The following is a 25,787-nucleotide window of genomic DNA, read 5'->3' on the forward strand; positions in this document are numbered from 1 at the left end:
TCAAAAAAACCAACTATTAAATCCAATGATCCTAAAAATATGACAATATTATTGACAAAATAGTTTTATTAAAGTAAAAGTATATAATCATTTAAAAATTTAAAAGGGAAACAAATGAATAAATTATATATTTTTTTTGCATTATTGTTTTTTGCGAGCTCTTCTTACGGTGTTTCACGATTTGATCCTATCTTAAAAGAAATTATTAAATATCAAGAATTTGAAATTGAAGCTAAAGAGTATCGACATGAATTACTTAATAAGAAAAAAGTTACAAATCTTGATACAAAAGAAACAATATATAATCTTAAAGAAAAAAATGAATTAAAAGAAAATGATGATGATGTTTTTATTGAAAAATTATATTTTTTTGCAAAAGAATCTATAAAAAATAATGATAGTGCAATCAATTTTTTTGAATTTCTTCTTGAAAGCAGATTGGAAAAATTTATTTACTACTCTTATAAAGCAACCGAAACCCTTCTTACAACAAACGTAGCCTTACCACCTCAAGATATTGAGTTATTTAATCAATGTAATCACCACGATATAGAATATTCTACACTAACAAGAATCACAAATATTGAGAGATATCAACTAATTGTTTCTTTAATTAAAAAATTATTTCAAATTCTTTCCATTGATGAATTAACCAAAAAATCAATTAATTTATTACGCGCATCTCCTGCTCTTTGGGATATACTCCAAAACAAAACAACTAATTTAGGACATGAAGATCAATCAGGTGGTTACATTAAAGTTAAAGTTTATATGGATTATTTTAAATGTGACATGGCACAAGCCCTATTAAAAATCATGCACAGAACACATTGCCCAAAATGGGAAAAAAATAAAAAAAACTATGATGTATATTTATATGAATCACATTTTATCCCTAAAAAGAAATTCATCGAATCTAAAATACTTGGCGCTAATGGCCGTGGCATGTTTTTTACACTCACAGATTATGAAAATGGTGAATGCGATGATTTACCTTATCCAGATTTTCTCAAAACCCAACCTGAACACCCTTTTCTAGAATCAGAAAGTTTTTTTGATACGTTTAACTTTAATCTACTTTCTGATGAAGTTGATATACCAGCAAAAATAAAACTTTTACCAACTGAACATATTTGCAACAATACAAATAACATTCAACCAGCAGATACGTTAGCAGAAAAATCAGAAAACATAATTGATCATTCAGAACCTATTATCTACAATGAGATTATTTTAGATAATAAAAAAATTGATATTATAGATGATGAAGATTACCTCGCCCCATCTGGCATTCGTAAATTCCATAATCTTATGCCTGAAGCGCCCTATCCTCCCCTTAACCTTAAGAAAAAAGACCAACGTTTTATTGATACAATTTTTAATTCCAAAACATCCCATACAATAAGTTATGGTAAGTTCAAAAAGTTTTGGAACAAAATGGGCGGTCAAATTATTGAAGACACAGGATCGTCTCATAAACAATTAATCGGTCCTAAAGGTGATTCTCTGTACGGTGTTTCCGCCCATAATGATGCGCATACTTATGGCAAAAAAACTATTAAATATTTTCGTGCAGCTTTTTATTATATTGGCTGCAGACCTAGCTGATAAATCAATATGCGCAAATGATCTCTAAATGATGGTTTGCGCAACATAATTAAAACACTTAAATAAGATAAAATCATCATTTATACATTGAAAAAAATATAATTTATGTATTATTTTAAAATTTAAAGGAAAAACAAATGAAAAAACTATTCATTTTTATAGTATTATTAACTTTTGCAAACTCTTCGCACGCTGTTTCGCGCTTTGATCCAATCTTAAAAGAAATTATCAAATATCAAGAATTTGAAAATGAAACAAACAATAAAATAAAAAATAATGAACAATTATATTCTAATGTAATAAATAAAAACTATTACGACCATAGATTTGTCCAAGAATGTAGAGATGAATTCATTGCTGAACTATATAACAATATCATCAAACTTCAAAATAGCAAAACAACAGGATCTGATTTTTTAAAATATCTTCTTAATAAGCGATTAGAAGCCTATATCTATAACCCTTCAAAAAGATTAGAGGATGGTATCGTAACCAATATACCATTTAATGATTTTTTATTTAACTCGTGGATAAAACTACATAAAGCCCAACAGTATTACGATTACAATAAATTTGCATCAAAAAATGATAACAAAAGATATGAATTAATCGTTAATTTAATTAAGAAAGCATTTCAATTGCTTTCTATAGAAGAATTAGATGATAAAACAATAAAATTACTTCGTGCTTCTCCTTCTATTTGGAATATACTTCAAAATAAAACTTTTAATTTAGGGAATTATGATGAAGCTGGAGGTTATATTAAAGTTCAAACTTATATGCAGCATTTTGGTATTGGTATTAATGAAGCCATCAAGAAAATTAATAACAAAGAAAATTGCTCAAGTTGGAATAAAATAAAAAATATGACTGATTTGTGTTTATATGAATCACATTTTATACCTAAACAAAAATTTATTGAATCGAAAATCCTTGGTGCTGACGGAAGTAGCATGAGCTACATGCTTACAGATTATGAAAATGGTGAGTGTGATGACTTACCCTATCCAGATTTCCTTAAAATTCAACCTGAACAACCTTTCGTAGAACTTCCTAATTTTTTTGATACATTTGACTTTGATCTACTTTCTGATGAAGCTGATATAAATGAAGAAATTCAAGTTATACAAAATGAAAATACCAACAATAATATAATTATCACCGAACAAAAAGATCCTACAGAAGAAAAATCAGAAAATATAATCGATCATTCAGAACCTGATATTAATAACGATATTATCTCCGACAACATAGAAAATGAAATTACAGATAATAAAGACTATCTTCCGCCATCTGGTATTCGCAAATTTCATAACCTTATGCCTGAATCCCCCTATCCTGCCCTTAGCCTTAAGAAAAAAGATCAAAAATTTGTTGAGAGAATATTTAATTCTAAAACCTCACACACAATAAGTTTTGGCGAATTTAAAAACTTTTGGAAGAAAATGGATGGTCAAATTATTGAGGAGACAGGATCTTCCCATAAACAATTAATTGGTCCAAAGGGCGACGCTCTTTATGGTGTTTCTGCACATAATGACGCCCATACTTATGGTAAAAATACGATTAAGTATTTTCGTGCAGCTTTTTATTATATTGGCTGTAGACCGAGTTAATAAATAGCTGCAGCGATTATGGACAAATTCGTCGTCAGGCCTGTGCTTCCGGTACTCATGTACAAAAAGGTACACTCCGTTCCGGTTCTCGTCCTTTCTAGACTTTGCCTCATAATCGCTGCAGCTATATAATTCAAGGCGTTGAAAAGCGCCTTAATTAATCCTAACGAAACTTACTAGCAATTGCGTCGTTGACCCTATCCAACATTAACGACGCATTACTTACAAAAGAAAAACATACTTTTCGCATAATTAACCCTTCAAAAAAAAAAATTAATAAGCATATATTAAGCCAGTTTGTTTATATGTTTAATAGGACTAAAAATGCTTCTGCAAATCACAGAACCTAAGGGAAAAAGCCAAGAAATCCCTGAATACCTGACAAAATCCATCGGCATTGATTTGGGGACGACGCATTCTGTGATTGCTTATGTAAAAGAGGGTGTACCTGAAATTATTCCATCTCAAGAAGGCAAACCCTTAATTCCTTCTGTTGTTGCCTATCAAAATAATGAAGTTCTTGCAGGCGATGAAATTTCGGATCTTCAAACAAATGTTATACGTTCTATCAAACGCTTAATGGGACGTGGCCTTGCTGATATCCAAACACTTCAAGGCATCATGCCTTATGAATTTCAAAAAGATCAAGACAATCAATCCCTTTTACGTCTAAATATTGATGGGCAATTAAAAACTGCCATTGAAATATCCGCCGATCTTCTTAAAAAACTAAAACGTGATGCTGAAGCCTATCTTGGGCATCCCGTGACGCAAGCCGTGATCACGGTTCCAGCTTATTTTGACGAAGCTCAACGCGCTGCCACCAAAGATGCTGCACGCCTTGCAGGACTCGACGTATTGCGTCTTTTAAGCGAGCCAACAGCCGCCGCCCTCGCCTATGGACTCGATCAAAACAAAGAAGGTGTTTATGCGATTTATGATTTAGGGGGTGGAACGTTTGATATCTCCATCCTGAAACTTGAAAAAGGTGTCTTCCGCGTATTAGCCACTGGAGGCAATGCACGATTAGGCGGCGATGATATCGATCTTTTAATCGTTGATGATTATCTAAAAAAACACAATAAATCAATAGAATCGCAGCAAGACCTTAAGAGATTACTTCAGCTTGCGAAAAAGCTAAAAGAAGCATTGACCGAAAATGAAACCGCAGGTTTTGAAGATTATATTTTAACTAAAACAGATTTCAACAATCTAATCGAACCCATAACAAACCAAACAATCACCCTATTTGAACAAACGCTTAAAGATGCACAACTTAATGCCAAAAATCTTAACGGCATCGTTTTAGTAGGCGGCTCAACACGTATCCCTTATATATCTGAAAGCTTAAAACAGGCTTTCAACCAAAAACCACTTTCTGACCTTAATCCTGATGAAATTGTCGCCCTAGGCGCTGCCATTCAAGCCCATGGATTGACAGAAGGCGCTAATCATCTTTTGCTCGATATTATTCCCCTATCCTTAGGCATTGAAACAATGGGCGGATTGGTTGAAAAAATTATCGATCGCAATTCACCAATTCCAACCGCCAAAATGCAAGAATTCACAACCTATGTTGATGGACAAACCGCCATGTCTTTGCATATTGTCCAAGGTGAACGAGAACTCGCCAAAGATTGCAGATCTCTCGGCCATTTCGAGTTTAAAAACATACCGCCCATGAGCGCCACCATGCCGCGCATCCAGATTACCTTCATGGTCGATGCTGATGGATTATTAATCGTTTCAGCCCATGAAGAAACAACAGGCGCCAAACAAGAAATCGTCATTAAACCTTCTTATGGTTTGGACGAGGCAGAAATAACCCAGATGCTATATGATTCCATCAATCATGGCGAAGACGATTTAAACCAACGCTTTTTAATCGAACTTAAAGTTGAAGCACAATCTGTTCTGACAGCTTTAGAAAAAGCACTGATTGCGGATAAAGATGTCTTAACAAATGATGAAAAAAATGAGATAGTACTGGCAGCAGAAAAACTCACGTTTTTACTTGATAGTTCAAATCGTGACGACATTCAATTAGCCCTTACGTTATTAGAGGACAAAGCAAAGCCTTTTGTTGAAAAAAGGTTAAATAAAGCACTTTCTTCCTCGATAAAAGGAATTTCAATTGATCAATTTAAATAATTTCGGAGAATTAAATGGCAAAAATGGTTTTTATAGATGCAGATGGTACTAAAAAAGAAGTAGAAGCGCCTCTTGGTCTATCTGTTCTTGAAATTGCTCATCGTAATATGGTTGATATTGAAGGCGCTTGCGATGGATCACTTGCGTGCTCGACCTGCCATGTCATCGTTGAAGGTGATTATTTCAAGAAATTAGAACCTGCTTCAGAAGATGAAGAAGATATGCTTGATCTTGCTTTTGGGCTTACCCATACGTCGCGTTTAGGATGCCAAATTATCATGAGCGAAGAACTCGATGGTCTTACAGTGCGCCTGCCGAACGCAACACGTAATATGATGGTTGATAAATAAAATGGCCCCTTCTCTTCGTTGGACAGATTCGCGTGACATCGCGATTGCCTTGGATGAAAAATTCCCTAATACAGACATCCTGTCCATTCGTTTTACTGATCTTAAACAATGGGTTACCGAATTAGATGGATTTTCAGATGACGCTACAAAATGCAACGAAAAAATTCTTGAAGCTATCCAAATGACTTGGCTCGATGAGCGCGATTAAGGAAAAATGATGAACCACCCTCTTAATTCCTTAGGCATCACCAAACCCATTTCTGAAACACGTGTTGTTGTTGCCATGTCCGGTGGTGTTGATAGCTCCGTCGTTGCCGCTTTACTAAAGCACGAAGGCTACCAAGTCGTTGGCATTACGTTGCAACTTTATGATGAAGGTCAAGTAGGTCAAAAAAAAGGCACTTGTTGCGCAGGTCTTGATATTTATGACGCCAAACAGGTCGCCCAAAATCTTAACATTCCGCATTATGTTCTTGATTATCAAAAGAATTTCAAGAAAGACGTCATTGATCCTTTTGTCGATTCATATCTACAAGGACAAACACCCATTCCTTGCGTCAGATGCAATCAAACCGTTAAATTTCGTGATCTTTTTAGCTTTGCCAAAGATTTAAATGCTGATGTCATGGCCACAGGCCATTATGTAAGACGTCTTGAAATCGATGGCAAACCGACTTTACATTCAGGCACAGACCCAACACGGGATCAAAGCTTTTTCTTATTTGCAACAACGCAAGAACAATTAGAATTCCTCCGTTTTCCATTGGGGGCGTTCGACAAAGTACAAACCCGACAAATGGCTGAACAATGGGGCCTTGTTGTCGCTGAAAAACCTGACAGCCAGGATATTTGCTTTGTGCCCAACGGATCCTACGCACGTGTTGTTGAAAAATTACGACCCGGCACGTTAGAGCCCGGCAATATCGTTGATCAACAAGGCAATATTTTAGCCCAACATAAAGGCATTATTCATTACACCATAGGACAACGCAAAGGCCTTGAAATTGGTGGCCTTAAAGATCCGCTTTATGTCGTAAAACTTGATCCCATCAAACATGAAGTCATTGTTGGCCCAAAAGAGGCTTTAGCTTGTGCCGAAATTGACATCATTGAACCCAATTGGTTAATTGATCCTACGACTATTAACGGGCAATTTATGGTTAAATTTAGATCTACGCAACCTGCGATTCCCGCTGAGATTATCCCGGTTGACAACAATCGCGCCACTATCCGTTTCGCAGAAGCGCAATATGGCGTAGCCTCAGGTCAAGCTTGCGTTATTTATGATAATGAGCGGGTTTTGGGTGGTGGCTGGATACAGCTGAAAGGGTAATTCCTGTTAATACAATGTATACAGCCTAATTAACTCCATTATTTTCTTGGAACCTAAGAGCTCAAAGGACTCAGAAAACGCTACAAATGGACGGCACCCGCCTCCTACGTCCCGCGACTTGATCGCGGGATCCATTGTGAAGGAGGTAAATGAATGGATTTATCGAGACTTTTCAATAGGTTTTATGGATCCCGCGGACAAGCCGCGGGACGTAGGAAGTTTGTAGTATTTTTGAATCATTTTACTATAACAACTAATTTCGAAAGAAACCAAATGAACGACACTGACCGCAAAAAAGAACGATTAGCCATTGCCTTACGCGAGAATCTTAAAAAACGTAAAATTCAGCAACATGCAAGAATTAAGAATACATTGATTTCTTCTAACCAAGATATAGATACTGAAAAAAAGGATTTATCTTCATCTACTATAATTAACGATAATAAAAATCCTGAATAAAAAAGAAATTAATACAAATATAATTTATTTTCTTTACTAAGCAATATATAAATGATATAAATACAACTCAAAAAAAAGAAAAAAATATTTTTTAATATACATAATTAAAATAAAGGATTATATAATCATGAAAAAAATCGTTCTAACACTCTCTATTCTTCTTGCATCACCTATATTTAATTGCTGTGCTGCAGGCCTCGCACATAGACCAGCAGCGCTTACTTATTTACAAACGCAAGAGCATCTTGCACTTGCTCAAAATGATTTGGCGGCAACTTTTGATAGATTTCAAGCATGTATGACCCTTTTAAATTTTGCAAAACATACAAAAAATCAAGTTATCCCAATCATCTTTAATATCATCGAAGAAAACAACATCACAGAAATGAGTAAACGTGTAGCACTCAACACCATTTGGCGTGATCGTGAAGCACGCACTACATATCACGATACGTTAATGATTCATTACTTAAATCTTATTCAAAACTCACCTGATAAATTTATTCGTGAACTCGCTTTTGATGATCTATTATTTGATCAACAAATTTTGCATCAATATGAACAAATATTACAAGATGCGTACAAAAAGCACATTGATGAAGATTTTGATAATTTTGAACTTAAACTAAAAGCCTATCTTATCTTTGGTGAGTCTTTTCATGAAGCATATAATCAATTTATAAATGAATATTGGTTAACGCGAAACAATAATCAAAAACAAGGACTATTGCAAAGAATGATCAACAAATTTGGCGCTGATCATCCATGCCTTCAAGAATTGGATTCAACTATATTGCCTAATTGGTCCGCTAAATTTTTAAAAATAGCAAATGCAGCTGAGGCAAAAAACAAACAAATCGCGGATAATAATATCATCCAAGATTAAATTGCATTAACACCCTAAATATTTATGAGTTATAAACACTCGCTTTATAACTCATGTTTTGATGCAATGTGAGCCATAAAAAAGAAAAGGCCGCACAGGCCCTCAAAACATTTTTATGTTAGAAAACCTGTGAAAAACAATTAATTTTGTGCGTTTTTTGTATTTTTTGAAGGTAGTCGATATCCTTCAGTGTAATTTTCTCGAATGTCATCTCCTATTGCTGTACCTTGAGGAAATGTAACTTCCAAACTAGCCTTAAGAATTGGGTTATATGCTGGTAATATTAGCTGACCCAATCCAGCAAACCCTGTACAACCATAAAGAAAAATTTGTTCAATCTGTATCACTAGACGAAAGGCAGAAAGATCAAGACCTGTCAATCCGCTACAATTTAAAAGAAAGCCCTGTTTAATCTGCGTCAATTGACTCAAGGAAGAAAGATCAAGATTGGTCAATTTAGAACAATTAGTAAGAAAAAGAACGCCAATCTGTACCACTTGACGCAAAGGAGAAAGATCCAAATCAATCAATTCAGTGCAATCCTTAAGAAAGCAAGCTCCAATATGGATCACTTGACTTAAAGGTATAAGATCAAGGCGGGTCAAACTAGCACAACCTTCAAGAAAGCTATCTTTGATATGTGTCACTGAAGGGGGAAGATCAATGTGAGCCAATCCATTGCAACCATAAAGAAAGTAAGATCCAATTCTTCTCACTTGACTTAAAAGCGTAAGATCAAGATCACTCAATCTAATATACCTAGAAAGAAAATCATCTCCGATTATTTGAACATCTTGAGCAATATTAAGGATTGTAAGTTTACGTATATTTTCAACTAAATTCTGACCAAGAGATAATGAAGCATTTTCTACCAACCCATCGCCTTCTTGAACATCAAGAATAATGTGCATATTAGGAGAATTTTGAAGCAATTCATTAATACGATTATTTTTATCGTGCAATTCTTGACCCGTAAGCACAAGATACGCATTATTTAAGCCGTCATTGACACTACCAATCTCATTCAGGGTATAAAAAGATCCTTCCACTTGAGGATGTGTTTCTTTGTAATTGCCTATAATTATATCATGACGCTCATCAGCAAAAGAAAAAGATGCCGAAAATGCCATCAAAAATAATATAGACAACATATGTATTTTCTTCATAAAGAATCTCCTATGAATGTTAAAAATTCAAAACCAAAATATTTTAACACGCAAAAATAATTATTTATATTTTTTTATAAAAAAATACGCTTTCATAATATTTTGCAAAAATTTAAACTAAATAATATTTTTTAAAAAGCATTAATACAATTATAAATAAAATTTATTTATGTACAATAAAATAAATACAACAAATTATTATTTTTTATTTTAAATAAAATGTGATATATGGATATAGTCAATAAATTTGAGGCGTAGTCAAAGAACAACGAACGAAGAGTACATGAGTGAAGCGTGACAATGTATCCTTCCAATGTCTATCAACTATAAATGAATTAGAATTCAAAAATCAACTTAAACTGATAATTTGAGGATGCGTTATAACGACTCGCTTTATAGCTCATTATTTGTAATTGGCAACAAATTTATGCTTAATTACCCACCTCCCCCTCTGCTACGCCCCACGGCCATATCATTACTCATAAGTACAACAACATATTGATATGTAAATTATCCATATAAGGACTTAATCCAAAAGCACTAACTGCTACACACGCAACCCCATTTTCCAGGAAATAATTTGATTTAAAAAAAGACCAGCAGAAGATACGTGAGTTTCAACACTGGTCCTTTTTGACTAATCAATCGTCGTAATGTCCTTGGCAAGATAAAATATTAACATTACCATTATTTATAATTTTGTATACAAGCCTATGTTTATCTGTAATGCGTCTTGAAAATAATTCATGACCTTTTAATTTTTCAGGCTTTCCACGTTTTCCACTTATTTTAATATCTGCGATGAGCGCGGATACTTTATTTCGTTCAAATGCATTAAGTCCAATCCATTGATCTTGTGCATTTTTATCGAATAAAACATACACATTTTCTTTATGAAAATTTGTGTCTGGTTTTGACATTAAAGATTTTTTTTCTTCTTCTGAAAGCTGCCCACGAATTAATTTTTTAAACTTATAATTTTGCTCTTTCTTATTTTGTTCTCTTTGTCTTTTTTTTAATGCTTTAAGCTCTCTTCGTTTTAAAAGACTTAATTCTTCTAATTGTTCGTTTGCAGAAAGATCTTTTTGTTCTTTTGCATCACATAGATTCTTATCATCAGAAAATTTTTGCGTCTCAATAGTATCAACTGCACCACTAACATCAATTTTACTAAAATCATCATCCTCCCCATGACTCGAATCTTCTTCATCCCCAACATCATCACCTGAAGACAAATTTTCTATTTTTATTTCAAGGGGTTTTTGATCAACAATTGACTGATCCTGACCAGAAACATTCAAAGAGTATTTTTCACTTTCTATTTCATTTTCTAGAATTACATAATAAAAAGATGCAGCTGTAAAACCACCCAACGCAGCTTTCATTAAAAATTCTAAGGCCTCTTTTCTAACCTCAAAAGAATTACCTAATGATGAAGAAAGCTTAACCAAAGCTATATGATAATTAGCTTCAGGCGAATCACATTGTAAAAGTAAATCAACTACAACTTCATTACGCTGAAAATCTAAAATAATTGGATTATTATCTAAATCAGTCGAAGTTTTATTTTCATAAATTAAGATTGCTAATCTTTGAAGCGCATAAGAAATTTTAGATTTTCTATATAAATCAGCAACAATTTCATATTTTTGATTTGGATCTATAATTTTATTATCTAAATCCCTGTCTATTAAGTCATTTTCAATAAGAACAGCTAAATTACATAAAGACTCTTCTGTAGATTTTGATCGTCTGTACAAATCTGCCGCAACCCTATCTTTCTGACTATCAAGAATATCAACACCAAATAAATCTTTTTTAATGATTCCTCTTTGAATAAGTGATGCAAGATTACCTAAAGAAGATGGTACTGATGGTGATCGTCTATATAAATCGGCTGCAACTTCATATCGCTTATTTTTTGGAATAAGTTTTCCATTCACATCTTTATTGATATACCCTTTAGAAATAAAAACACCAAGTCTGTATAACGCCAAAGGTTCAGATGCTGCATGTCTATATAAATCTGCAACAACTTCAAATTTTTTATCTTCAGGAATATCTTGCCCATATAAATCTTTTTTAATTTTATTACGCTCAATAAATGCGCCTAAATTATATAAAGATTCTGGCAAATCTTTTCCTTTTCTATAAAAATCTGCAGCAATATCATATTTCTCATCTTCCAAAATTTGTTTTCCATTAATAAATGAAATATCACCTGAATTAATAAAATTTCCAATCTTATAGAAAGAAAATGGTGTTTTTAATTCTAAGCATAATTTTAAAATTATATTGTATTTATTTTTTTTTGTTATTTTATTTCCGTTTGAATCAAATTTTATTGAATCATTAACAATTAAATCAATAATAGCCTCTTTTGTTTCTATCGAATTTATTTTCCATAATAAACTTGATGCTATTTTATTTCTATCTTGTTCATTAAATTTTAGTCCATACTGATCAACATTTATATGCCCCTCAAAAATCAATTTTGATAGAATTGTTATTTGATCTTGATCTATTGGGTTTCGGTAACAACAAGCACATTCATACAAAAATCCATTATTATAAAAAAGACTACCAAGATCATTTAAATATAATGCTGATTGTTTTTTAATTTTTGCACATGTTATCCCCCAATTAAAAACATTAAAAGTAAAAACACTTAACTTTCTATCAGGAAAAAAATTACGAATCATATTTGCACATAAATGTTGAAGAACATATATAAACCTAGAATAAAATTCTCCTTTTGATGAACTTTCTACAGAACTTTTAAAAAATAAAATATTTTTTGCAATAAATTCAAAATAATTTATACGTTCTTCTGAAAATCCTGTCTTTTTAGAAAGATTTTCTAATCTTGAAACAATTGTTTTTGGTATAGTTATTGTCTGATTTAATTTAATTTCTTTTATTATTTGCGTCCAAAACGCAATAACATACCATGAAAAAGCATCGTTATAATATTTTTGCTTTTCTTCTTCAGGCGCATTATCACCTTTTTCTACTTTTAATGTACCTAACAATTCCATCGATTTTGGACATGCATTTTGAGCTCCCTCTGCAGAAAGCTTCAAAGCTTCATCAAATGTTGGCTCATTTTTAAATTTATAATTCAAATATAATGCTAAAGCATTTTTAAATTTTTTCTCGTTTTTTTCATCAATTTTTTTCCGCTGGTTATCTTTAAGACTGCACCATTCTTTGAATTTTTCAAAACCACAAAACCGTGTATCTGCAAATGGGTTTTCATCATTCATCATTATTTCTGTATCATCTGCATCATAATCAGCTGAAAAAACATCAATAGGCTTAAAAAAAAGACATGAAACGATTGAAATAAAAAGAAACTTCTTTAACATAATTAAAACCTTTGTTTGATAAATATTTTTTAATAATTCGATAATATTATATTTGTTTGATTAAATCAATAAATTTTATATTTCAACTTAATGTTTTTCTAAAATAACACAAGCATAATTTAATCTATTTGCAGAAATATTCAAATTACTCATTGACGTCACATAAAATAAACGAATATAAAGACTCAATCCAAAAGCACTACCGGGCACACACGCAATACCATTTTCCAGGAAATAATTTGATTTAAAAAAGACCAGAGGAAGATACGTGAACTTCAACACTGGTCCTTTTTGAGTAATCAATCGTCGTAATGTCCTTGGCAAGATAAAATATTAACATTACCGTTATTTACAATTTTGTATACAAGTCTATGTTTATCTGTAATGCGTCTTGAAAATGCATCAGAATTTTGTAATTTTTCAGGCTTTCCACGTTTTCCACCTATTTTGATATCTGCGATGAGCTCGGACACTTTATTTCGTTCAAACGCATTAAGAACTACCCATTGATCTTGTGCATTTTTATCGAATGTAATTTTTATATCTTCTTTACTAATGTTCATTTTTTGATTCTGAATGAAAGATTTTTTGTCTTGTTCTGAAAGCTGCCCAACAAGAAATTTTTTAAACTTATCAACCTGTTTTTTTATCTTTTGTTTGCGCTGTTCTTTTTTAAGCGCTTTAAGCTTTTTACGCTGCAAAAGATTTAATTCCTCAGACAAAGCATCTGAAGAAGTACCAGCACTTGTTTTCGTATCAAGCGTATCCTTATTGCAAGATAATTGCAGCGATGCTAATTGCTGCACTTCATGACAATCATCTATTTCTAAATCGTCATGATCATAATCCTCGTCACCACTAGAATCTTTTATCTCATTCTTAAGATCATCATTTTCTCGATTATCACATAAAAAAGAGTTTTCTTTTTTTATTTCTAAAATTTCTGAATCATTACTTTGTTGACATTGACCAGAAACACTTAAAGAGTATTCTTCACTTTCTATTTCATTTTTTAAAATTTCATAATAAAAAGCTGCATTTTCAATACCCTGCAACGCTGCCTTCATTAAAAATGTTAAAGCCTCTTTTTTAACCTCAAGTGATTTACCCAATGGTGAACAAAGTTTAATAATGGCAACATTATACAAAGCTTCAGGAAAACCAGAATCTAAATATAACTTTATTGCAATTTCACGTCGTTGCTCATCTGAGTCAATTGACCTTCTATCTAAATCTGTTGAAATTTTCTTTTTGTAAATTGATGTTGCCAATGCAAATAAGCCGTATTCGTTTTTAACCTCTCTAAATAAATCTGCAGCAACTTCACATTCTTGACCTTCAGGAATGTCCTTACCATATACATCCTGCTTAATCAGACCTTTCTGGATCATACATCCTAAATAATACAAAGAGTTTATTCTTGATTTTGAGCGCCTAAACAAATCAGCAGCAACTTTATATTGCTGTCCTTCAGGAATATCATCGCCATTTATATCTTTTTTAATTTTACCATTGTAAATAAATATACCAAGCTGAGACAAAGCTTCAAACGAAACTATAGATTGCGATAAACATTGCCTGTACAAATTTGCTGCAATTTCATATTGCTGTCCTTCAAGAATATCCACACCATTTATATCTTTTGATATTCGCCCCTCTGCAATAAGATTAGCATAATTAGCCAACGAATCTGGAGTTTTTAACGCTCTAAATAAATTTGCTGCAACTTCATATTGTTGACCTTCAGGAATATCAGCGCCACTTATATCCTTCTTTATCTTACCGGAGGCAATAAGAATACCAAAATTAACCAAAGCTGCTGGCGTTTTTAATTTTCTTAACATGTCAGCAACAATGTTATATTTTTTATTTTCCAAAATAAGCTTGCCATCAATTTCTTTAACTAAACCTTCAAAAATCAAAGAAGAAAGTGTAGCCAAAGAATATTCAGAATTTATTTCTATGCATAATTTTGACAAAATTAAATACTTATTGTTTTTATTTATATTTTTTCCTTTTTTGTCAAATTTAATCAAATCATTCAAAATATATTCTAAAAGAATATCTTTATTTTCTTGTGATTTCAAACACCATAGTAAACTTGATCCTACTTTATTTCTATCTTGCTCTTTTATTTTTTGGCCAAATGGATCCGTCTTTCTTTGCCCATTAATTATAAAAATTGCCAAATTAAAAATTTGATTTTCTTCTGTTGGATTTCGATAACAAAAAGAAGCTTCTAATAAAAATTCATTGTTATTAAATAACGTAGCAAGTTTATTTAAAAAAATTTCCAAACATTGAATAAACTTTTCACAATTTTTTTTATTATCTGTTAATTCATTTTTCAAAGATAATGCCCAATCCAATATATTAAACGTAAATACAAAAAACTTTCGATCAGCGAAAAAACAATCTTGAAGATAATTTTCATGCATATTATGCACAATACGCACAATATACTTATAAAAGATTTGCTTATCTGAATATTTTAACAAACCTAAAACAAATTTCTTATTTTCATTTAAATGATTAAAATAATTTATACGCTTTTGACAAAATCCAGACTTCTTAGTAAGATTTTCTAAATTTAAAATAATTTTTGATGGTATTACGACATTCTTTTTTAATTTAACTTCTTTTATTATTTGCATCCAAAATGAAATAACATACCATGAAAAAGCATCTTTATAATATTTTTGCTTTTCTTCTTCAGGCGCATTATCACCTTTTTCCACTTTTAATGTGCCCAACAACTCCATCGATTTGGGACATGCATTTTGAGCCCCCTCTAGAGAAAGCTTCAAAGCCTTGTCAAAGGTTTGCTCATTTTTAAATTTATAATTCAAATATGATGTTAAAGCATTTTTAAAATTTTTTTCGTTTTTTTCGTCAATTTTTATCTGTTGCTTTTCTTTTAAACCAAACCATTGCTTGAATTTTTCAAAACCACAAAATTGCGTATCGACAAATGGATTTTCACCATTCATCATTATCTCTGTATCATCTTCATCATAATCAGCTGCAAAAATCTGAATTGGTTTAAAAAAAAGACAACAAGCGATTGAAATAAAAAGAAATTTTTTTAGCACAATTAAAGCCTTTATTTAATACGTAATTTTTAATAATGTGATAGTATTATATTTATTTTCTTAAATCAATAAATTTTGTATTTTAACTTATTAAGACTATAAAGATCCACAAGCTGTTTTCAATCTTTCAACAGCTATCTTTAAATTATCCATCGATGTCGCATAAGATAAACGAATATAAGGACTTAACCCAAAAGCACTGCCGGGCACACACGCCACCCCATTTTCCAAGAAATAGCTCGATACATCCTGATCATTCTTTAATGTTTCGCCAATAATGCCTTCACAATTAACATATAAATAAAACGCCCCTTGTGATGCCAAACATTTCAATCCATTGATTTTATTAATGGCTTCCACCATAAAATCACGTCTTTCGATATAGGCTTTCACCCAATCTTTCATAAAATCCTTAGGTCCTGTCAGCGCTTTCAAAGCCGCATGTTGCGAAATTGAGCATGGATTTGACGTCATATGCGATTGCACATCTTTCATCGCATTGATAAGTATTTTGGGACCGGCACAATAGCCAATACGCCATCCCGTCATTGCAAATGATTTTGATACGCCATTAATGGTTACAATACGCTCTTTTAAATCAGGCGCTAATGCAGCGGGTGATAAAGGTGCCGAATCATCAAATAACAATTTTTCGTAAATCTCATCTGACAACAACAACACATGCGGGTTTTGCCTCAACACTTCTAATAATGACATCCATTCTTCTTTAGAATAAACTTCACCTGTTGGATTGGACGGCGAATTCAAAATCACCCATTTCGTTTTAGACGTAATAGATTCTTTTAATTGTGAAGCTGTCATTTTAAAACGATTTTTTTCAACACATTCGATTATTTTAGGCACGCCTTCGCATAAAAGGACCATGTCAACATAAGACACCCAATAAGGCGCCGGAATAATAACTTCATCGCCTGGATTAACACTTGCATATAATGCATTGAATAAACTATGTTTTGCACCATTGGATACTAATATTTGATCCAAATCATACTGAAGCTGATTGTCTTCAAGAAATTTCTGTTGAATTGCTTTTTTTAACGGTAAAATACCATCAACAGGCGTGTATTTTGTCTCACCCTGCGTAATTGCATCAATTGCCGCTTGCTTTATATGTAAAGGCGTATCAAAATCAGGTTCACCAACACCCAAATCGATAATGTCTTTTCCTTGTGCTCGTAATTCACGCGCTTTTTGGCTCACCGCCAAAGTTGGAGAAGGCTTTAAGGGTTTAAGACGGTTGGCAAGGACGACCATTATATTTCTCCGAATGAGGCCTAACAATTGAGCGACAATCTACCACATTTTCTAGCCATAGAGCAATTCCTATCCAAAAACCGTGCGTTGCTCCCTCAAGGTGATGCCAATTTCAAACTTACATCCGATTACACGCCTAAAGGCGATCAACCAAATGCTATTTATGATCTGACCAAAGGCGTCAAAGAAGGCGAAAGAAACCAAGTTTTGCTTGGTGTTACAGGGTCCGGTAAAACTTTTACCATTGCCCATGTCATTCAAAATTTAAAACGCCCCGCTTTGGTTTTAGCGCCCAATAAAACCCTTGCCGCCCAACTTTATGGTGAAATGAAAGCCTTCTTCCCTGAAAATGCTGTTGAATATTTTGTCTCTTACTACGATTATTACCAACCAGAAGCTTATATCCCCAGATCAGATACATTCATTGAAAAAGAAGCAACCATTAACGAGCAAATCGACCGCATGCGCCATAGCGCCACAAGATCAATGCTTGAGCGTCGTGATGTCATTGTTGTTGCCAGCGTTTCCTGCATTTATGGTATTGGTGGCGTCGAAACTTATGCCAATATGATTTTACGCCTTAAAAAAGGCATTAAAATGGACCGCAATGTTTTATTAAAACATTTGGTTGATTTGCAATATAAACGTAATGATCTTGATTTTTCGCGCGGTAATTTTAGGGTTCGGGGCGATAATGTTGAAATATTTCCAGCCCATTATGAAGATCGCGGTTGGCGTCTTTCCTTCTTTGGAGACGAACTTGAATCTTTACAAGAAATTGATGCACTCACCGGTAAAAAAATAACCAACTTAGACGACATCACCATTTACCCCAATAGTCACCATGTGACCCCTCGCCCAACATTGATGCAAGCCATTAGTTTTATCAAAGCAGATTTAGAAAAACGCGTCCAAGAATTTTATACCCAAGGCAAATTAATCGAAGCGCAACGGATACGAGAGCGCGTCATTTACGATATTGAAATGATGGTTGCAACCGGTAGCTGCCCAGGCATCGAAAATTACTCCCGTTATTTAACCGGTCGCAACATTGGCGATCCGCCGCCAACGCTCTTTGAATATTTAGCACAAGATGCGATCCACATCGTGGACGAAAGCCATGTGGCGATCCCTCAACTTTTTGGTATGTATCGCGGCGATGCTGCACGTAAAAAAACACTTTCTGAATTCGGATTCCGCCTGCCCGCTTGTGCTGACAACAGACCACTGAAATTCGAAGAATGGGAAATGATGCGCCCACAGACCATTTTTGTATCGGCAACCCCAGGACCTTGGGAGCTTCAACAAACAAATGGCGTCTTTACCGAACAAATTATCCGCCCCACAGGCCTTATTGATCCCATCCCCATCATTCGCCCCGTTACCAATCAAGTTGATGATTTAATCGGTGAATGCAAAGAAGTCATCGCCAAAGGACAGCGTATTCTGGTCACAACGCTTACTAAAAAAATGGCCGAGGATTTAACCGATTATATGAAAGAATTAGGTATCAAAGTCGCTTATATCCATTCGGATGTTCAAACCTTAGATCGCATTGAAATTATTCGTGATTTACGCCTTGGTAAATATGATGTGATTGTCGGCATCAACTTACTCCGTGAAGGGCTTGATATTCCTGAATGCGGCCTTGTCGCCATTTTAGATGCTGACAAAGAAGGCTTTTTGCGGTCTAAAACATCCCTTATCCAAACAATGGGACGTGCCGCACGTAATGTGTTTGGCCGCGCTATTCTTTATGCAGACAAAATCACAAAATCCATTGAAGCCGCCCAAAATGAAGCTTTAAGACGGCGCGAAAAACAACTTGAATATAATCTTGCCAATAATATAACGCCTGAATCCATTCAAAAAAACATTAGAGATATTATGAATTCGCCTTACGAAAAAGGAGACCATCTAAATGTTGATATAAGTGGTCTAAGCGGCTTTAAAAACAAAACTGAAATTCATAAGCATATTGCCAAACTAGAAAAGCAAATGAAAAAAGCCGCTAATGATTTGGATTTTGAAGAAGCAACTAAATTACGCGATGAAATAAGACGTCTTGAAAAAGAAGCCATGATTTTTGGTGAAGTTGTTTAAATTTTTATTAAAAATATTTTTACATTAAATTTATTAATAAATTAGAATTAAAAAATATTATTGTTGACTTATTACACAAGTATTGTTAACATCATAAGGAAGCTACACTTATTTATTATGAGGTTTATACGTAACATGAGACTTACTTCTTAAAATTGCCCTTTTAGAGGGTGATATGATCTCAACAGCCAAATGGTTTACAGATCAATATTCATAAATCCCTTTTACGATTTTTAAGAGTTCATCATGATACATAAACCTATTCAACTCATTAACATTACCCTCTCCTTTCCGCATAAAATTTGCTTTGAGGATTTTTCCACTTCTATTCCTTATGGCAGTCGAATTGCCATCATTGGACGCAATGGAAGCGGCAAATCAAGCTTACTTAACATGCTTCAAGGAAATAACAACGACATAAAAATGCCAGAAGATGTTGTCATCGGTTATGTACCTCAACTTATTGAAGAGTTTGATTCTTTAAGTGGCGGACAACGCTTAAACGAAAAACTAACACAGGCACTCACCAAAGACCCGAATATGCTGCTTCTTGATGAACCAACCAATCACCTAGACATGCAAAATAGAAAATCATTAATGCGCATGCTGCAATCATATCAAGGCACATTAATAATAGTTTCGCATGACCTAGAATTGTTACGTCAATGTATCGATACAATTTGGCATATTGAAAATGAAAAAATTCATGTTTTTTCAGGAAACTATGACGATTACAAACGTGAAATACAGATCAAACGCACTACAATTAAAGATGCACTAACACATGCTACACGTCAAAAAAAAGAACTCCATCAAAATTTGATGAAAGAGCAAGAGCGCGCCAAAAAAAGTGATGCACGTGGTGAAAAATCAATTCGTAATCATAAATGGCCCACTGTGACTTCCCCTGAAAAAGCAAGACGTGCGATTGAAAGTACAGGGAAAAAGAAAAAAAATATTCGCAATCAACGTGAGGAACTTATTGATACATTAGCCGAATTACAATTACCCGAAATAATTACGCCCAAATTTTCATTAATTTCTAAAGATAAAGATGGACGAAATGCACTTTCTGTTAACGATGGTGCAATTGGATATAAAGGATGTCCGACACTTCTTAAAGATATTACATTATCGCTTGCAGCCAATGATCGCTTAGCTATTCTAGGCGATAATGGTAGCGGCAAATCAACGCTCGTCAAAGCCATTTTGAATGATCCAATCGTTCTAAAGTCGGGTGATTGGTATTTACCGAAAATCGAGGATATCGGCTATTTAGATCAGCATTACAATACGCTTTCACCCCAAAAATCAGTTTTAGAGCATATTCAAGATATTAGACCCAATTGGACGCATGCCGAAATTCGTAAACATTTAAACGATTTTTTATTCCGTAAAAATGAGGAAGTTCAAGCTTTAATATCCACGCTTTCAGGTGGCGAAAAAGCACGATTAACATTGACACAAATTGCCGCCAAAACACCCAAGCTTTTAATTTTGGATGAAATGACAAACAATCTAGACATCGAAACACGAGATCATGTAATTCAGGTATTATACGATTATCCAGGTGCCATGATTATTATTTCGCATGATGAAGATTTTTTAAAAAAAATTGGCGTTAACAGTTTTTATGATCTTGCAAAAGCACATCCTAAAAGATAAAATAACCTAAATTTATTGATGGAGAACATTATGACAGTCAGCTCTTTAATTATAAAAAATCACTTTATTGTTGATCTTAAAAAGATATAAAAGCGACTTATCCTCTATAGCTAATTTTATAAGATTTGTTCTTTATACCTATTTAATGCTCACTTTTTAAGCTTCAACAATATCTATGTACACCTTACCAATAGGTATTTAAATGAAGCTTTATACTGCCCTTTTAATGGGCATCTTAACGGGATGCGAGATTGATCTTTTTGTCCCTAGTTTTGCAGAACTTGAACGTGTTTTCCATCTAACCCCTTTCATGGTTGAATTGACTTTAAGTGTCAATTTAATCGCTCATTGCATCACTGCTTTAATTGCCGGGAATTTAGGCGATCGTTATGGTCGCAAACCTATCATTATATGGGGGCTTGGCATTTTTATTCTTGGTAGCATGCTTTGTGTTTCTGCTGACAGTTTTTCAATATTACTGATAGGGCGTTTTTTCCAAGGTATTGGCATTTCAGGACCAGCAGTTTTATCTTTTCTTATTATTGTTGACGCCTATCCATTGGAAGAACAGCAGCAAAAAATGGGTCTTCTCAATGGCATTATCACGCTTGCTATGGCTTTTGGGCCTGTAATTGGTAGTTATGTCAATTTGTATTTTAATTGGCGTGGCAATTTTTGGTTGCTTCTTATTTTAGGAATTCTGTGCCTAGCTCTCACTCTTGTTTTTGTTCCTAAAGGAGAGAAAAAACCGCATATTCGTCTCTCTATTAAGGAGTATCTTCCCGTTTTCACAAATTCTAAAGCATTGCTTTATGTCTTTATGATTTGTTTTCTAATAACATCTTATTGGGTGTTTATTGCTTTATCACCTCTTCTTTACATTGAGGATTTACAGATAGACCTTAAACATTTTGGATATTATCAAGGATCACTGGCTGCAACTTTTGCTATTGTAAGCTTAAGCAGTGGATATTTCTTAAAAAAATACGGACAAAGAAAATGTCTTTTAGCAGGATTTTCACTTTTAGTCCTGTTTGTTATAGGCTCTATTTTGTTGATATTGTTCCAAATAAATCATCCTTTAATCATTACAGGAACTTGCATCTGTCTTGCTGCAGGCATGATTTTACCGGTTAATATCTTGTGGCCTATGTCGCTTGAAACTATTCACGATGGAAAAGGACGCGTATCCGCAATTATTGCCTCCATGAAACTTGCCTTGACAAGCTTGTTCATTCAGCTTGTAAGTTACTTTTATAATAAAACATTCACTTATATAGGTATTGCCATGTGTTTATGCATTATCTTAAGCTTTGTATGTTTTTATTATTTGATAAAAAAAGATCAGAAAGTAGGAGCGCTTATAAAAGAATAAAGTTTTTTAGAAAAAACGAAAGCCCTATTAAAAGGGCTTTCCCTATTAGATCATCCAACCTTTCAATCAATCTTCAAGAATTGTCTTCTTATTTTTTTTCTTTCAAAACAGTTAATTTAAGCAAAATCTTTTGAATACCTTCAGGTTTCACCTTTGGATATTGATCGCCCATAGGATCATTTTCAAAAATATCACTCCAATCCCATTTCTGTTCGTTTATAAATATCAACAAATCAGCAATTCGAATGGGACGTTCGATGTTGGATTTTTTTAAATCTTCTTTCGCCTGATTTAAAACCTTTTCTATATCGTGAGTGTAATAATTTTCGTCAAAGAATTTGACTGCTTCAAAATCTACATCATTTTCAATATTATTAAGAAGAATTTTAATGACATAATGAGGTGTGAATTTAGCATAAAAAGCTTCCAAAGCATTGCCTAAGCTATTTTGAAAAGGATCACGCCCCATCATTCCAATTTTGTCTTCAAAAGAAGTGAAATAAGAATTTAACCCCAATTCTTCTTTTAAATGATATGTATAATAATTCAAAACATGAACATTTTGTCCATTGTTTCCTGGAAGAATGGCTGATTTGAAAATCATTTCTTTTGTGATCGCTAAAAGATGAGCGATTTTATTCTGTAATCCAACACATACCTTGCTTGTTGTAAGATACAAAAGAATCGCTTCAATTCCTTCTTTTTGACCTGTAGGACAATGAAAAATAGCATGGGTTAAGGTCGAAATCAAAACATGACGAACATCATTATCCATGCCAGCATTATTCATGATAGAAATAATGTAAGAAAGATTGCGCTGTACCTCTGGGATTGATCCTTCATACATCTGCCAACCTTTTTCTTCTCCTGGAAGCACAGAAAGATTCCATAACGTTTTCAAATAACCGCGCAATCGAGGGAAAACATCTTTCTCAATACGTTCTTTATTCGTACAAGAATTATTGTTATTGTAAATTTGAAAATCATTAACTAATAAAGCATAAGATAAGGCATTTTCACCTTCTAAAACCAAAAGACTTAATACTTTTTCAAATTCTTGCATAAATGTTTCCCCATCCCATTCTAAATTAGGAATATGAGGCAAAATGAAATGTTGAAGTGTTTCACGATTAAAAGAAACATCTTGTTCATCTAATTGAGTATAAATTTGTTCCTTTGTTTTTAAATCAACATAATATTTTTTTTGCCCTAAATGAGGAAGGATAATTCTATCCCCAAAAATACGCTGTAATTCAATTTCACCCAGCGCAGATCCTTCTCCATTATTTCTTAAGTTTGGATTGTTATGAATATCAATCAGTACAATATACCTCTGTAAATTCCCGAAACTTTCTGGAAGGGAGATGAGTTGATTTCTAGAAAGACGAACATGTTGTAATTTAATAAGATTCCCGAAAGATATTGGAAGGGAAATGAGTTGATTTCCAGAAATATTAAGCCCTTGTAATTGTATAAGATTCCCGAAAGATTCTGGAAGAGAAGTGAGTTGATTATTGGAAAGATTAAGCGCTTTCAATTGAGCAAGATTTCCGAAAGATTCTGGAAGAGAGGTAAGCTGATTATTAGAAAGAGTAAGTTCTGTAAGCCAAGTTAAAGTAGATAATTTTTCTAAAATTCTATCAGAAATTTTCACTTTACAACGTATCAATAATTTGGATTTTAGAATTTCTTTTTTTAAAACATCATAACTCAAACTCTCATCTTCTTGTTTGATGAGGTTTAGAAATTCAATAGTCCGTTCTTCTTTTTCTTTAGTACTTAATGCTATATCACCATCAATAAAAACATTCCCCAATGAGATTGCATAAAAGGGAACATTCATAAAAGAAAAACAGAATATAAATAGAAAAAACAACCTAATGTTCATTTAAAAACCTTTAATTAATATTTAAGTAAATTTAAAGTCAATGTAACATAAAGGCACTTTAATGTCAATAAAACTGTCAATAGATAAATTTAATTCGTTGTACTTCTTTTAAAACTTACCAATGAGAAGCGAGCGATAAAAGATTTGACACCGAAAATCTAAGTATATTCTTCATATATAAAGATCTAAGTACCGAAGCAACACATCAATAAACCAAAGTAGCAGCGTTTCAAAAAGAATCTATAATACGAACTCGGAATTAAAATTATTTAGGAGAATATTAAAATGTTATCTGAACCTATTTTTACATCACCTGTTACTTTTTAAAGCATATTGAAAAATAAAAAAAATTGACTAAAAAATTAAGAAGTGGTTTATGTCTTTCAAATGGGGGGGCAAGTTACTTATGACTGATATCAAAGATCTTGCCCCATAATATTTATTTTAATTTAAATGCATATAATGCATCATATAATGTTATAAAGTCCCTAACGTGAGGATCATAAATTCCGTCTTCCTCCATAAGATCATCATCAAGCTCATTTTGATGATGATGCACAAGCGTACCATTTATAAGATTGACGAAATAATCTAGGTCTATATCAATATAATCAAGTCGCTTGATTATTGAAGCCAGCTCAAAACTCCCATATCCATAAAATTGTTTGTTTATGTTTAATGCCATATATTGTTCTAAGCGTTTTTTATTTTGTTGACTAACTGCCTCGTAAATTTCAATAAACACTTCAAGCTCATCACCCTGTTCATAAGAAGCTTGTTCTACAATTTTATTGCTAACATTGTAATAAAATTCTCTGTCTTCTTTTTTGATACCAAGACTTATTGTAATGAAATTTTTCAACAAATCTTCTGGCCAATCATTTACGTTTCCATGTGTTACGAGCAAATCTATAATATTGGCGCATTCTTCTTTGGAAACATTTTTTATAATTTCTTGAAAAGATTTATTTCTAGTCATATCAATAGCATCGAGCCAATAATAATTTTCGTGATCCCAGTTTTCACTATAATTATTCAGCAACTCAATGAATATTTTTATTTCTCTTCCTTTTAATTTATTTATTTTTTCTAAACTTTCTAATAAATCTTCCAGTGAAAATAATGTGTTATTCGCTAAAAAGACTTGTATCTCATTTAAAGTCAAAAATTTTGACATTTTTAATATTTTTGAATTTTGCTCAGGTTCGGTGCTTATATTTTGGTCTGCTTTATCTACTTTACGTTTTTTTAATTCAGTATCTTTTACACCATAAGAAATTGAAGATAAAAAAAGAAAAGATAAAAAAAAACATAGATGTAATTTTTTTCATTGGGATTAATCCTTGTTTTGAACTGTAAATTATTGACTGCTCTACAATAAAAAACCAATATAGTCAATAGTAATAACTAATTATTTTTTTGTACTTCTTGTTATGTTAAAAAACCCCAATC

General features: G+C 32.9%; 17 protein-coding genes. 11 read left to right on the forward strand and 6 right to left on the reverse strand.

Features of this window, described 5'->3' with window-relative positions:
• The first annotated feature begins 114 nt into the window (after positions 1–114).
• The 8 genes from Q8L85_01310 to Q8L85_01345 all read left to right on the forward strand — a co-directional run bounded on the left by Q8L85_01310 (position 115) and on the right by Q8L85_01345 (position 8,403).
• Complete coding sequence (locus Q8L85_01310) at positions 115–1,608, forward strand: hypothetical protein (protein MDP1723324.1); 1,494 nt, start codon at positions 115–117, stop codon at positions 1,606–1,608.
• A 137-nt stretch (positions 1,609–1,745) separates the two neighbouring features.
• The gene (locus Q8L85_01315; GenBank protein MDP1723325.1) at positions 1,746–3,224 is read left to right on the forward strand and encodes a hypothetical protein; all 1,479 of its coding nucleotides are present in this window, start codon (positions 1,746–1,748) and stop codon (positions 3,222–3,224) included.
• A 324-nt stretch (positions 3,225–3,548) separates the two neighbouring features.
• Complete coding sequence (gene hscA, locus Q8L85_01320) at positions 3,549–5,375, forward strand: Fe-S protein assembly chaperone HscA (protein MDP1723326.1); 1,827 nt, start codon at positions 3,549–3,551, stop codon at positions 5,373–5,375.
• A gap of 14 nt (positions 5,376–5,389) precedes the next feature.
• On the forward strand, positions 5,390–5,725 hold the full coding sequence (locus Q8L85_01325; GenBank protein MDP1723327.1) for a ferredoxin family 2Fe-2S iron-sulfur cluster binding protein: 336 nt from the start codon (positions 5,390–5,392) through the stop codon (positions 5,723–5,725).
• Position 5,726: 1 nt separating this feature from the next.
• Entirely contained in the window at positions 5,727–5,933 is a 207-nt protein-coding gene (iscX, locus tag Q8L85_01330; protein ID MDP1723328.1) for a Fe-S cluster assembly protein IscX, read from the forward strand.
• A gap of 6 nt (positions 5,934–5,939) precedes the next feature.
• Complete coding sequence (gene mnmA, locus Q8L85_01335; GenBank protein MDP1723329.1) at positions 5,940–7,058, forward strand: tRNA 2-thiouridine(34) synthase MnmA; 1,119 nt, start codon at positions 5,940–5,942, stop codon at positions 7,056–7,058.
• A 273-nt stretch (positions 7,059–7,331) separates the two neighbouring features.
• Complete coding sequence (locus Q8L85_01340; protein MDP1723330.1) at positions 7,332–7,517, forward strand: hypothetical protein; 186 nt, start codon at positions 7,332–7,334, stop codon at positions 7,515–7,517.
• A gap of 127 nt (positions 7,518–7,644) precedes the next feature.
• Positions 7,645–8,403, forward strand: a complete 759-nt coding sequence (locus Q8L85_01345; GenBank protein MDP1723331.1) for a hypothetical protein — start codon at positions 7,645–7,647, stop codon at positions 8,401–8,403.
• Positions 8,404–8,543: 140 nt separating this feature from the next.
• Here Q8L85_01345 and Q8L85_01350 read toward each other — a convergent pair whose 3' ends face one another.
• The 4 genes from Q8L85_01350 to Q8L85_01365 form a co-directional block, all read right to left on the reverse strand.
• Positions 8,544–9,569, reverse strand: coding sequence for a leucine-rich repeat protein (locus Q8L85_01350; protein MDP1723332.1), 1,026 nt, complete (start codon positions 9,567–9,569; stop codon positions 8,544–8,546).
• A 641-nt stretch (positions 9,570–10,210) separates the two neighbouring features.
• The gene (locus Q8L85_01355; GenBank protein MDP1723333.1) at positions 10,211–12,937 is read right to left on the reverse strand and encodes a type II toxin-antitoxin system YoeB family toxin; all 2,727 of its coding nucleotides are present in this window, start codon (positions 12,935–12,937) and stop codon (positions 10,211–10,213) included.
• Positions 12,938–13,236: 299 nt separating this feature from the next.
• Complete coding sequence (locus Q8L85_01360) at positions 13,237–16,029, reverse strand: type II toxin-antitoxin system YoeB family toxin (GenBank protein MDP1723334.1); 2,793 nt, start codon at positions 16,027–16,029, stop codon at positions 13,237–13,239.
• A gap of 96 nt (positions 16,030–16,125) precedes the next feature.
• Positions 16,126–17,304: a pyridoxal phosphate-dependent aminotransferase gene (locus Q8L85_01365; GenBank protein MDP1723335.1), complete on the reverse strand. Its 1,179-nt coding sequence runs from the start codon at positions 17,302–17,304 to the stop codon at positions 16,126–16,128.
• Between the two features lie 87 nt (positions 17,305–17,391).
• Here Q8L85_01365 and uvrB point away from each other — a divergent pair, with 87 nt between their 5' ends.
• The 3 genes from uvrB (at position 17,392) to Q8L85_01380 (ending at position 22,447) form a co-directional block, all read left to right on the forward strand.
• A complete protein-coding gene (gene uvrB / locus Q8L85_01370) occupies positions 17,392–19,407 on the forward strand; it encodes an excinuclease ABC subunit UvrB (protein ID MDP1723336.1) in 2,016 nt (671 codons plus the stop codon).
• 246 nt (positions 19,408–19,653) lie between these two features.
• The gene (locus Q8L85_01375) at positions 19,654–21,072 is read left to right on the forward strand and encodes an ATP-binding cassette domain-containing protein (protein MDP1723337.1); all 1,419 of its coding nucleotides are present in this window, start codon (positions 19,654–19,656) and stop codon (positions 21,070–21,072) included.
• A gap of 202 nt (positions 21,073–21,274) precedes the next feature.
• Positions 21,275–22,447 carry a multidrug effflux MFS transporter gene (locus tag Q8L85_01380; GenBank protein ID MDP1723338.1) on the forward strand — a complete coding sequence of 391 codons (1,173 nt, stop codon included), beginning with the start codon at positions 21,275–21,277 and terminating at the stop codon, positions 22,445–22,447.
• 88 nt (positions 22,448–22,535) lie between these two features.
• Here Q8L85_01380 and Q8L85_01385 read toward each other — a convergent pair whose 3' ends face one another.
• A complete protein-coding gene (locus tag Q8L85_01385) occupies positions 22,536–24,335 on the reverse strand; it encodes a leucine-rich repeat domain-containing protein (protein ID MDP1723339.1) in 1,800 nt (599 codons plus the stop codon).
• Between the two features lie 439 nt (positions 24,336–24,774).
• Positions 24,775–25,512: a hypothetical protein gene (locus Q8L85_01390; GenBank protein ID MDP1723340.1), complete on the reverse strand. Its 738-nt coding sequence runs from the start codon at positions 25,510–25,512 to the stop codon at positions 24,775–24,777.
• Positions 25,513–25,787: the final 275 nt, after the last annotated feature.

This window comes from Alphaproteobacteria bacterium, assembly GCA_030680745.1.
In the GTDB taxonomy this organism is placed as follows: domain Bacteria; phylum Pseudomonadota; class Alphaproteobacteria; order JAUXUR01; family JAUXUR01; genus JAUXUR01.